Origin of the sequence: Wolbachia endosymbiont of Glossina morsitans morsitans, from assembly GCF_000689175.1 — a bacterium.
GTDB classification, from domain to species: Bacteria; Pseudomonadota; Alphaproteobacteria; order Rickettsiales; family Anaplasmataceae; genus Wolbachia; species Wolbachia pipientis.
In genome coordinates this window covers 1-11141 of record NZ_AWUH01000003.1, presented here as the reverse complement: position 1 = coordinate 11141, position 11141 = coordinate 1, and the positions used below count along the sequence as shown (strand labels likewise).

Annotated in this window: 12 protein-coding genes and 2 pseudogenes; 5 read left to right on the top strand and 9 right to left on the bottom strand. The window is 33.2% G+C overall.

Annotated elements, in window-relative coordinates; genetic code table 11:
• Positions 1-330: 330 nt before the first annotated feature.
• The 4 genes from lgt to WGMM_RS00100 form a co-directional block, all read right to left on the bottom strand.
• Complete coding sequence (gene lgt, locus WGMM_RS00110) at positions 331-1122, bottom strand: prolipoprotein diacylglyceryl transferase (RefSeq protein ID WP_038248119.1); 792 nt, start codon at positions 1120-1122, stop codon at positions 331-333.
• 6 nt (positions 1123-1128) lie between these two features.
• Entirely contained in the window at positions 1129-1578 is a 450-nt protein-coding gene (gene smpB / locus WGMM_RS00105; protein ID WP_038248117.1) for an SsrA-binding protein SmpB, read from the bottom strand.
• Between the two features lie 120 nt (positions 1579-1698).
• Entirely contained in the window at positions 1699-1998 is a 300-nt protein-coding gene (locus WGMM_RS06240) for a hypothetical protein (RefSeq protein WP_240991775.1), read from the bottom strand.
• 141 nt (positions 1999-2139) lie between these two features.
• Positions 2140-3252, bottom strand: a complete 1113-nt coding sequence (locus tag WGMM_RS00100; protein WP_240991774.1) for an ankyrin repeat domain-containing protein — start codon at positions 3250-3252, stop codon at positions 2140-2142.
• 68 nt (positions 3253-3320) lie between these two features.
• On the opposite strand from WGMM_RS00100, the gene WGMM_RS00095 reads away from it, so the two are divergent.
• Complete coding sequence (locus tag WGMM_RS00095) at positions 3321-3851, top strand: Na+/H+ antiporter subunit E (RefSeq protein ID WP_038248115.1); 531 nt, start codon at positions 3321-3323, stop codon at positions 3849-3851.
• On the opposite strand, the gene WGMM_RS00090 is transcribed toward WGMM_RS00095, so the two are convergent.
• The gene (locus WGMM_RS00090; RefSeq protein ID WP_038248114.1) at positions 3844-4260 is read right to left on the bottom strand and encodes a hypothetical protein; all 417 of its coding nucleotides are present in this window, start codon (positions 4258-4260) and stop codon (positions 3844-3846) included. The genes WGMM_RS00095 and WGMM_RS00090 overlap by 8 nt on opposite strands.
• Positions 4261-4564: 304 nt before the next feature.
• On the opposite strand from WGMM_RS00090, the gene purN reads away from it, so the two are divergent.
• Positions 4565-5110 carry a phosphoribosylglycinamide formyltransferase gene (gene purN, locus WGMM_RS00085; protein WP_038248111.1) on the top strand — a complete coding sequence of 182 codons (546 nt, stop codon included), beginning with the start codon at positions 4565-4567 and terminating at the stop codon, positions 5108-5110.
• A 9-nt stretch (positions 5111-5119) separates the two neighbouring features.
• Here purN and WGMM_RS00080 read toward each other — a convergent pair.
• The 4 genes and pseudogenes from WGMM_RS00080 to ribF all read right to left on the bottom strand — a co-directional run bounded on the left by WGMM_RS00080 (position 5120) and on the right by ribF (position 9202).
• Positions 5120-6439, bottom strand: a pseudogene (locus tag WGMM_RS00080) (M16 family metallopeptidase).
• Positions 6426-7767 (bottom strand): annotated as a pseudogene (locus WGMM_RS00075) (M16 family metallopeptidase). The pseudogenes WGMM_RS00080 and WGMM_RS00075 overlap by 14 nt, the downstream one beginning before the upstream one ends.
• Before the next feature lie 29 nt (positions 7768-7796).
• Positions 7797-8273 (bottom strand): signal peptidase II, encoded by a 477-nt coding sequence (lspA, locus tag WGMM_RS00070; protein ID WP_038248108.1) that lies wholly within the window; start codon positions 8271-8273, stop codon positions 7797-7799.
• Entirely contained in the window at positions 8270-9202 is a 933-nt protein-coding gene (gene ribF, locus WGMM_RS00065; RefSeq protein WP_038248103.1) for a riboflavin biosynthesis protein RibF, read from the bottom strand. The genes lspA and ribF overlap by 4 nt, the downstream gene beginning before the upstream one ends.
• Before the next feature lie 68 nt (positions 9203-9270).
• On the opposite strand from ribF, the gene grxC reads away from it, so the two are divergent.
• The 3 genes from grxC (at position 9271) to WGMM_RS06235 (ending at position 10921) form a co-directional block, all read left to right on the top strand.
• Positions 9271-9609, top strand: coding sequence for a glutaredoxin 3 (gene grxC / locus WGMM_RS00060; protein WP_038248100.1), 339 nt, complete (start codon positions 9271-9273; stop codon positions 9607-9609).
• A gap of 115 nt (positions 9610-9724) precedes the next feature.
• Positions 9725-10597, top strand: coding sequence for a hypothetical protein (locus WGMM_RS00055; RefSeq protein ID WP_038248098.1), 873 nt, complete (start codon positions 9725-9727; stop codon positions 10595-10597).
• 126 nt (positions 10598-10723) lie between these two features.
• Complete coding sequence (locus tag WGMM_RS06235) at positions 10724-10921, top strand: hypothetical protein (RefSeq protein WP_240991773.1); 198 nt, start codon at positions 10724-10726, stop codon at positions 10919-10921.
• Positions 10922-11141: the final 220 nt, after the last annotated feature.

Here is an 11141-nt window from a genome sequence, read left to right as displayed (position 1 = left end):
TGGTAGTGAAATTTCTTTTACTCAAATTTAGGTATTCACTGACCGTTCTTGTTGTATAGCCTTTCTTATAATAGTCCGAATGCGATAAGATATGTGTTTATGGCTATAGCAGGCCAGTAGCATATTACGGTCTGTTCGGATTATTGTAAAAAGAGCTATAAATACCAGAATAATAAGCTACTGATATACTCACCTTTTTTATCTTTAATCCATCATAGCTAGCGATGCAACAAAGCCCACCGATTCATTCTACTGGAACGCAGAAAATTCGTACAATTGTGCATAATGTGGGGCTTCTGGCTACATTTTTCTATTGAACTCACCTTTTCTCTATGTGACAGATTTCGTATTAAATTTTAAATTTAATGCGCCTAGATATACAAGCATTCCTAGCAAAACCATAGGTATAGAAAGCAACTGCCCCATAGTTAAATCAAGCCACAAATAGCCAATTTGATAGTCTGGTTCGCGAAAAAACTCAACGAAAAAACGTGCTATTCCATACCACATAACTGCAATACCAGTTAACGCACCGTGATACAGTCTTATTCTAGTTAAGAAAAACAGTGAATTTGCAACTGCAAAAAGTAGCAGTCCTTCAAAAAGTGCCTCATAAAGCTGGCTTGGATGGCGCAGCAAATTATCACCACTCTCTGCAAATACCATACCCCACGGCACATTTGTTACTCTGCCAAATAACTCTCCTTTTATAAAATTGCCTATGCGACCTAAAAGTAAACCTATGGGAACTCCGCAAGAAACTAGGTTCAGTGCATAAAATATAGGAATGTTATGTCTTTTACATGAAATTATTACTGCAAGCAAAACTCCTATAGCACCACCATGAAATGACATCCCTCCTTCCCAGGTCTTCAATATCTCGATAGGGTTGCTTATATAAAGAACTGGATCATATATCAATACGTAGCCAAGTCTGCCTCCAAGGATAATACCTACAATAGCGGCTGTTAATAACGAATCGTAAAAATTCTTAGTAAATATTTTTTGGTCATCTAGCTTATGTAAATACCAATATGCAAACACTATACCTAAAACATATGCCAAAGAATACCAATATATAGAAACAGGACCGATGCTGAAAATTACTGGATTTAAAGACATATTTTGCTATAAATTATTCTTAGACAATCTACTTTTTTCACGATCCCACTCTCTCTGTTTTATGGTTGCTCTCTTATCGTAGAGTTTTTTTCCTTTTACAATGGCAATTTTAGTTTTTGCAAATCCTTTATCGTTAAAATAGACCGAAAGCGGCACAACAGTTATCCCAGCAGTCTTGATTTGACCAATTAGTTTATTTATCTCCTTTTTATGCAAGAGTAATTTACGTTCCCTTTTTGGTTTATGATTTTTTCGTTTCGCAGCTTTATATTCTGCAATATGCATATTGTGCAGCCATACTTCGCTATTCTTTTCAACAACGTAGGCGTCGGAAATATTTACTTTTCTTTCTCTTAGCGATTTAACTTCACTGCTTAATAAGACCATACCCGCTTCAAATTCTTCTAAGATGAAATATTCAAACCTTGCTTTCCTATTTTCTGCAATAACTTCCATGTCTAAAGATATCTTTAAGCTTCAATATATTACAGAGTTTTTGACTTAATTCATAATAAAACAGTTATCCCAATAAATATAAGGTGCCAGGCTAGTCTGATAGCAACAGGATAACAAAAATCAAGTAAGTGCTTTTTCTGTCTCTCTAGGCACAAGTTCCTTTACTTCTTGCATTTCAGTTTTAGGCTTTGACATTATATATTGACCAGCACCAACTATGAGCGCAGATCCTGCAGCTAGTCCAATTATTGCTGGTACAGATAGGGCAGCAGCAAATGCAAGTGCAACACCAACTATCACTGTAGTTACAAAACACACAATAACACCTTTTACAATTGCATTTTTCACAGATTGTTCTTTTTCTTTCACAATTGCATTTTTTCCAACCTGTTTTTCTTCCTTTTTCTCTGGAAGCTGCATTACATTTTTATTTTCAGTAAGATCCTTTGGCGTTTTTTTGTTCTCATTTTTTAACGTTTGCTTTTTTTCCGCTTCCTCTAAAAGCTAAATTATACCTTGATATTTAGTAAGATCTCTTGGCGTTTTTCCATCAACATCTTTTCATGAAGGGTCTGCTTCAGTGTGTAGCAGAACTTCCACCACTTTTATTTTGCCATTTTCAGCAGCAAGATGTAAAGGAGTACGTCTATCACCATTGTTTGCATTAACCTCTGCTCCTTTTGCAATCAGAATTTTTACTACATCTTCGCAGCCCTCTCTGGCAGCAAGATGTAAAGGAGTACATCCATCACCATCTTTTGCATTAACGTTTACTCCTTTATTTAATAAGTTTTTCACCTCCTCCTCATTATTATGTTTAACAGCTGAATGCAAAGCTTTGATGTTCTCTTGTGCCTTTAATAGAGCTTCTTTTACCGCTTTATGGCCTTTTTGAGAAGCAAATGTTAAAGGAGTCCATTTATAATGGTCTTTCGCATTAACATCTGCTCCTTTTTCAATTAGAGTTTCTACTATATCTTTGCGGCCATTTGCAGCAGCAAGATGTAAAGAAGTCCACCCATCACTATTTTTTGCATCAACGTTGATTCCTTCTGCTTTTGATAGAACTTGTACTATCTCTTTGTGGCCATTTGTAATAGCAAGATGTAAAGGAGCCCATCCTTTATCATTTTCTGCATTAACATTTGCTCCTTTTCCAATTAGAGTGTTTACTACATTTTTGTGGTTCTTTTCAACAGCAAAATGTAAAGAAGTCCATCCGTCACCATTTTTTACATCAACAATTGCTCCTTTTCCAGTTAGAATGGTTACTACATCTTCGTGGCCATAGTGAGCAGCAATATGTAAAGGAGTAATTTTATTATCATGTTCTGCATTAATATCTGCTCCGTTTTCAATCAGAGCTTTTGCTACATTTGCAAAGTTCCAATAAGAAGCAAGATGTAGCAATTTGACTTCCTTAGAATTTTGACCACGAGATATAGTAAATATGTAATTTATGCCAGATCCGCTATCATTGTCAGGTTTACTCTTTTCCCACCCTTGACATAAATCTGGATCTTCTTCTTGTAACTTAGCTTTTATTTTTTCAACTATATTGTCCTTGCTCAAATCTGAAAGGTCATTTATTTTTTTTAATATTTCCATAAATTTATCATATTCCATAACTTTCTCACTTAAAATACATAACTTAGTTGTTATATCTTTTAACATAGAAGTCAAGAACCTAAATAATCGTTATTATCTTTCCTTAAAGAGTCATTTTAGTTATATTACAGACTATGAAAAACCTCAACTTTAGGAAGGAAATCAAGTTTTTTTCTCTGTCATTTATAATTTTATTTGTTCTATGGACTGTATTGTCTGGTTATTTTGAGCCGTTCTTTATTTTTTGTGGAGTGTTTTCCTGTATATTCACATCGTTTATCTTTAGAAGGTTGATAAACGCTGAGAGAGCTCTTAGCCAGATTTTAAATAGTACGAGTAGACTGTCGTTTTATAAGTTAGTAAGTTATATACCATGGTTAATGTACCAAATCATTTTATCAAGTGTTTATGTATCAAAAAAGGTGCTACAACTCAAATCTAAGCTTGAACCGATTATTATCCTAAGAAAATGCAAAGGGCATAATGACGAAAGCATTGCGTTATTTGCCAATTCAGTCACAATCACTCCCGGAACTTTAACTATCAATGTTGAAAGTAAGCAGAAAACATATTTCTCTACCATGTATTTGATAGATAAAGATCTTGAAAGCGGCATTTCTGAAATAGAAAATAAAATCTTAAAAATACTACGTTCAGTTAAGTAATTGCTTTAAATAAGTTAACAGCATCCTTATATTCCCTTACAAGACTTTCAAGCGTTTCTTTTGGAAGGCTATTGTTAACAATAGAACATAAATAATTATACAAATCTTCTAACCTTAATACGTTATTTCTCTTCTTGCTGTTGAATTTATACGGAAAAATACCTTCCATAACTTCAATAGTAGTAGCCTTGTTTAAAAATACATTTTCACTTGTCACGCTTATTCTTGCTAAAACAGTGTTAATTTCAGGTTCGTCACTCGTATAAAAATCTGATAGCTGAGTTATTCTAATAACGTACAAAGTTACTATTTTTGACAAGCAATTATCAGCATATTCACAATTTTTTATTACCTCCCACTGAGTAACCTGAGATTTACCTATTTTTGCATTGTTCAGTAATTTACTCATTGAACTTTCTTCATTTAATCCAGTGTAATAAATTATACTAATACTTTGTTAAATAAATAATAACGCGATTACAAAAATATATACTTATAGTGGTATATTATACAAAAATAGCACAATATCTAAGCATTAAAGCTAGTTTTAGCTGGGTACATGGGGCTATTCGTGATTTTGTGTTGTCCAGTGAGGTCTAAAATTAGAGGTCCACTTATATAAAGAGTTTAGTCTGCCTTCTTTGCTATAAAATAAGTTTTCCTTTTGAGTTGTTTTGTTAGTATTAACTAAATTCTAAACTAACTGTGCTATAATGAAAAAGATAAAACTCGGAATACTAATTTCAGGTAGGGGGTCGAATATACAGGCCTTAATAGAAGCATGTCAAGATCAGAATTTTTCCGCAGAAGTTGCATGTGTTATCACAAATAATAGCGAAGCTGCTGGTCTGAAAATAGCAGAGCAAGCAGGAATCTCAGCGTTTATTGTTAAAGATAAACCGCTTGATGCTGGTAAAATTCACGAAATACTTGTTCAACATAAGGTTGATTTAATTTGCCTTGCAGGGTTTATGAGAATTCTCAAAGCTGATTTTCTGAGTAAATGGCATAACAAGGTGATAAATATTCATCCCTCTTTACTTCCGCCTTTTAAAGGCCTAAACGCTCAAGAGCAAGCTCTAAAAGCAGGTGTAAATGTACATTATGTCACTCCTGAAGTTGATGCTGGAGCCATAATTGCTCAAGTTGTTGTACCAGTGTTACCAGCTGATGATATTCAAAGCCTCTCAGAACGCATTCTAGCTGAGGAGCATAAGTGTTATGTAGAAGCAGTAAGGTCAATAGCAGAAGATATATGACTGTAATAATTATTGACCTTGAGCGTTTTTTCCAACTTCAACAAAAAATAAATTTTCAGGTTCCAGTAAAGAACTTGCCAGTTCGTTTACTTCCTCTAATTTAACATCATTAATGATATTCGCATAATTATTTATACGGTTAACATCACGATCATTTATCTGCATATTATCTAGCAGCGTTGCTGTATTTGTGTTATTGGACAGGAAAAGGACAAGATTATTTACCAAGCCAATTTTTGCATCCTTGAACAATTGTTCGTCAATTCCTTGCTTTTTTATTCTGCTAAATGTATCTTTTACTGCTGATATAGCTTTGCCAGCAGTAGAACTATCAGTACTTATAAATCCAGATATAATATTTCCATGTTTATTGGAAACAATACTTGCATAAACACCATAAGTAATACCAAAGTTTTACCTCAGTTCTGTCATTAATATTGAATTCAGCCTCATGCCACCAAGTGCATCAATTAAGACACCAGCGTTATAATAATTAGGATCTTCATAAGCTATACCTTTTTGAGCAAAAAGTATCACACTCTGTGGTATATCCATAAAAATATTCTTACTTTCTGCAGAACCAAAATTATTTTTTACAGGTATTTTTCTAACTTTTGATCTTTTTGACGGCAATTTAGATAAATATTTATCTAATAGCGTAATAATTTCTTCTTTTTTTGCACAACCAGCAACACTGATAATTATGTTATCTTTAGCAAAATTACGCTTTATGTATGTTAAAACATCGTCTCTAGTAATGCTCATTATAGTATCAAGAGTACCATACACACTTTTTGAGTAAGGATGTTTTTTAAACAATAACGTATCTAATTCTTTTCCAGCAACAAAATAAGGATTTTTTTCAAGATTATTAAAATCAACTTTGGCTTTCTCGAAAACTCTATTCAACCCTTCAGGGTCAACTTTAGGACGCATTATAGTATCGCTCAGTAATGAAATTGCTTCCTCTAGATTGTCAGACAAAGTATTTAATGAAACCCTAAATGCTTCTAAATCAGCAATAAAATTTAAACTAATCCCTTTATCTTCAAGCTTTTTCGCAAAATCTTTGGCATCATTTTTTCCTGCCCCTTCTTGGATTACAAGAGAAGTAAACCAAGCAAGCCCCTGTTTTTCCTTATTCTCATACACATAACCTGCATCCTTGAACGATATATTTAGTGAAACTTTTGGCAAATCATGATTTTCTACAAATAAAAACTTAAATCCTTTACGGGTAGTGACCTCCTCTATATTTAGGTTACCACTTGCTTGTAAATTAAAGCCTAGACAGAAAAAAAATAGAAATATAATTTTACTTATTCTCATTATTATCTCCTTTTGGTAATAAACGACCAATTAACTTATTAGCAGAAAAAATAGCACGGATTTTATTATTTACATCCTCTAGATTGACATCATTAATCTTGCTATATGAAATATCTATTTCATCAAGTGGAATACCAAGTGCAAGGTGTGGCACATAGAACATCGCTATATGAGTTAAGTCAGATAGATTATCAAACTGTGCTGCTTTGTATCTATATTTCGAGCTTTGCAACTCCTCATCCGTTATTCCTTTAGACATGAAATTACTAATAGCATTATCTAACTCTCTTTCAACAATATCTAAATTAACTCCGCTTTTTGGAATGACCTGAATATCAATGTAGCCATCACTAAAAGCTAGGCTATTATGATAAGCAAACACTGATACTGCCACATCTTCATCTAAAAACCAGATCATTATACAGTTTGCTGGATTTGCCGCTACCTAAAATTTCAACCGCTAAATGAGCAGCGGAAGCTTCATTTACATGCTCAAATAAGGGTACACGATAACGAAAATATAAAACTGGTTCTTTTACTTCAGTGCTCTCTAAGGTCACCGATAGACCTGCATTATGCACTGGATCCTGATTTGGGTAATTTCTCATGACAGGCTTAGCTTTAATTTCGCCATATTTTTCTTATGCTAATTTCACTACTTCATCAAGTTCCACATCACCCACAATCAGTAATATTGCATTGCCGGAGTGATAATAGTTATCATGAAACCTCGTTATGTCATCCAAATTGTAAGTTTTGATATCGCTCTCCCAGCCGATAACAGACCTACCATAGCCAGTACGGTAAAATGCACTATTCATTTCTTCCCATAACAAGTTGTTAGGATGATTATCAAATCTCATTTTTCTTTCTTCCAACACAATGTTTTTTTCTCTATCTATTTTGTCTTGAGTAACATTAAAGCTGCCCATTCTATCTGCTTCAACTTCCATTGCAAGTGATAAATCATTTTTGGGGACCAACTCATAATAACAGGTATATTCTTTAGTGGTAAACGCGTTAAATTGAGCCCCAATGCTACTCATAGTGGCTTCTATGTCTGTGAACTTTCCTGTAGTTTCAAACATTAAATGTTCAAAGTAGTGAGCCAATCCTGCTTTGCCGATTGGATCATCCATTCCCCCAACTTTGTATATTACTGCATGTAAAACGGCTGGAATCCGATGATTAGAAACAACATAAACATCTAGTCCGTTACTGAGTTTAGTATATTTTATGTTGTGCTCTATGTTTAAAGCATTCGAAGAAATTGGGTAAGTAAAAAAAAGTACAGGTAGTATAAGAAAACTAAAAAACTTATGAAGCATTATTTCGACCTAATATAAAAACAATTATTTTATTCCTCATTTTGTTTAGAAATAAGCATATCGTATACATACCACTTATATAACAATGTAAACATTCCACAAACTATAGATAAATCTGCTAAATTAAAGGCTGGCCAATACCAATCATCAATATGAAAATATATGAAATCATATACAGCTCCCCAATAGATCCTATCAACTACGTTTCCGATTGCTCCACCAATCATCAGAGAAAAACCAAGGTAAGTTGACTGATCGTCAGACTTGTATATCAAATATGCAAGTATACCAATTATTAGTATTGAAAATGCTGAAAAAAAGAAACCGCCATGTGGTAAAGCGCTACATATTCCAAAACTAATACCTGAATTCCAAACTTCAACTAGTTTTATAAAACTAGCGATCTCAATTGATTCTCCTTCATCAATCAATGAGTTTATGTACAATTTGCTCGTTTGGTCAATCAATACTATAATTAATATAACAACTAAGCATAACTTTTTCATAAATTTGCCTTTAACCTATAAACTTTAAGTATATCATAATTTATCTGTTTTGTTAACTCCTCAATACTATGGAATTTTTTTTCTGACCTTATGAATTTTAAAAGTTGTATATTGACTTTATGACTATATACGTCTTCATCAAAATCGAATATGTGCATTTCTATTATAGGCTTTTTCAGATCCTTAAAAGTAGGTCTCATACCAATATTGACTACTCCATATAACCAATTTGGATTACTATCAGGAAAAGTCACTCTAGCGTAATATGTGCCAAACTTAGGTTTTATCATGCAATCTTCTATAGGAATATTTATGGTTGGAAATCCTATTTCTCTACCTCTACATGCACCTTTTGTCACAACACCAGAAACTTGATAAGGCCTGCCGAGCAATTTATTAGCAATTTCTATTTCGCCCCTTTGTACATACTCCCTTATTGAAGAAGAAGAGCAAATTTTGCCGTCAGTTGTTAATGGCTCTAATTTAGTCAAAGAGTATCCATATATTTCAGAATATTTCTCTAGAGTTAATATATTACCCAATCGTTTATGACCAAAAGTGCAATTTTCTCCGACAATTATGTGTTTAGCGCCATATTTATCTATTAAAATCTCACTGATAAAGTCATCGCAGCTAACCTCAGAAAAACCTCTATTAAAATTAATAATATATAAGTAATCTATACCATAGCTGCTGATTAGTTCCTTTTTTTGTTCTTGGTCTATTAACCTAAAATTGTTTCTACCAAATAAAACAGTTGATGGGTGAGGCTCAAAAGTTAAAACTGCAAAGGGTAATCCTCTTTCTTGTGCTACCTTCTTGAGAGTAGAAATTGCAAACTCGTGTCCTAAATGAATGCCATCGAAATTTCCGAAGGTTAGTGCTATATTATTTTCTATCCCTTGCTCACAATTATAAATAATTTTCATACAATTTGATGTTTTTACATGTTTCTTATATATAATAACTATATTTTAGTAAGCTACGGAGATAAATTGTGAAAAATGTTGTGATATATGTAAAGAAGGGCTGTCCATACTGCATAAGGGCAAAGGATTTACTAGATAAAAAAGGTGTGAAGTATGAAGAAATTGATGTGCTCAAAAACTCAGATCTATTTAACGACATAAAATTAAAGTATAACGTTAGAACAGTTCCACAGATTTTTATCAACGATAAGCACATTGGGGGGTGTGACAAATTGATGGATCTTGAAAAAGAAGGAAAGTTGGATGATATGCTAAATAATAATGACAATCACACTGATGTCACAACCTACACAAACAGCAATGATGAATGTGGAGAGTGTGTTATACCACATGATGATTTTATGTAACTTTTTATCTTGTTTTGTCGTGTAATACGTAAATGAAAACTAGTATGCTCACTTTAAACAATTCTTAATGAATTAAAAATACAATTCATTAAGTGAGTTTTTTTAGTGGGAAAAAATGACAAAAAATATTTCAATTATTAGCAGAAACTTAATTAGTATCGAATTAGTTAACAAACAAGATTTAGAGAATTTCATCAAGATTTTCACAGTGCTTGATAAACATATAGCAGCTAAAACACTTTTTACAGAAGAAGTGAGAATGGAGTATAAACAACACAACGGCATAGAAGTTGTTGAATTGCTAAAAGATACAGACTTTACATATCATGAGGTTGAAAATGTATTGAACCACCTGAGTAAACATGGAATGAAGGTGCCCAGCAGTGTTATAGCACACACCCTTTTTGCTGCATACAATCATGCACTTGAATTTAAGGATGTAGCATTTTCCTTTTCTGAAGGCTCTCCACAATTTAACATCAGAGTGAGTAAGAACACCTTCATAATAACTCCTATGAGTGAGGAGAATTTGGAATTGAATTCACAAAGTAGCAAGAAATTAATAGAGTCGTTACAGAGCGAAAAAAATATTTATGATTGTATAGTAGAAGAAAATACCATTAAAGTTATAGTGCATTCTGAAATACATCAAGCTATAAATTTGATTATAAAATCACTGATAAAGTCTCGCCTTTTAGCAAAAGAGGAAGAAGGAAAATTCAAAGAGAAATTGAGACAACTTGCTTTTAAGGATCAAGCTTTTGTTGAGTATTCCAGTATCAAAACCATCAGTAGGTATCCATATAATCATCCTCTGAGAAAGCATGAAAGTGTTACTAAGGATATAGAAAATATTTTATGTGATTTCATAGCAAATGAGAATAGCGAGTTCGCTATAGAGCGGTTAAAGAGGCTGAGCTCAGCAGTTTCTCCGGATACTCCAAGAATCATCACTAAAACTATAGATAAACTTGTTAAGTTTCACTAAGATATACGAGAGCCAATAGATTTCTTGTATTACCTTTTGTCATCCAAGTAGCCAAGGCTACTTGGTTCTTTTTTTGGTTTCCAGCTATGTATAGCTCTTTTTACAATAATCCGAACAGACCGTAATATGCTACTGGCCTGCTATAGCCATAAACACATATCTTATCGCATTCGGACTTTTATAAGAAAGGCTGTACATAGCTGTACAAACATTGTAGCCGTTATTCAAGTAGTCCGCAGAAACAAAAAAACTTGCTTGACAAACTCCGCCAGCCCTCTTATCGTAAAACTGAAGCTATTTATTTATCTTCTCTGTACAGATTAAATGACAAAAAAACTCACGTATCTGGCGTATCATGTTTAATTTTTTGCACTATGTGCACCTTATGTCTTATAAAATTTCTACCTACATAAGCTGAAGCGCGCTTATAAAGCGTTTAAAACATAAAAAAACGCCAACTTAAAAAATGGATAGTGAATAACTAGCTACCCTAGGGTTTCTTTTCCCTTTTTTTCTGTTTAGTAAATTTCTTAACGTTTATAAT